At 42.9% G+C, this 252-nt stretch carries 1 protein-coding gene and 1 pseudogene; both read right to left on the minus strand.

Translation table 11 applies throughout. From position 1 onward, the window contains the following. Nucleotides 1–135 (minus strand): annotated as a pseudogene (locus tag AEA42_RS22350) (IS4 family transposase); the annotation flags it as partial. Between the two features lie 21 nt (nt 136–156). Further along, a partial coding sequence (locus tag AEA42_RS23110) for an IS3 family transposase (RefSeq protein ID WP_348625491.1) occupies nt 157–252 on the minus strand: 96 nt, incomplete at its 5' end.

Consider the following 252-nt stretch of genomic DNA (forward strand, 5'->3'; position numbering starts at 1 on the left):
GAGCAAACGATCAATGCGCTTGATGTTGTGCTTGGTTCGGGCCGTGGTTGGTAAATTTCGACCTAACTCAGTCAAGGTCAGTGTCTTACATTCAATCAGTGCCTTAGAGGCCAGCATCAAGCTGTTTGATCTGATCCGCTAACTCTGGACACTTAACTAAGCACTGTGTTTCAGTTCAAAATTCTCAGGGCTTAAATAGCCAAGTGAACTATGCCTTCTGGTTTTGTTGTAATCAACTTCTATGTATTCAAC

This window comes from Shewanella sp. Sh95 (genome assembly GCF_001308045.1).
GTDB classification, from domain to species: domain Bacteria; phylum Pseudomonadota; class Gammaproteobacteria; order Enterobacterales; family Shewanellaceae; genus Shewanella; species Shewanella xiamenensis.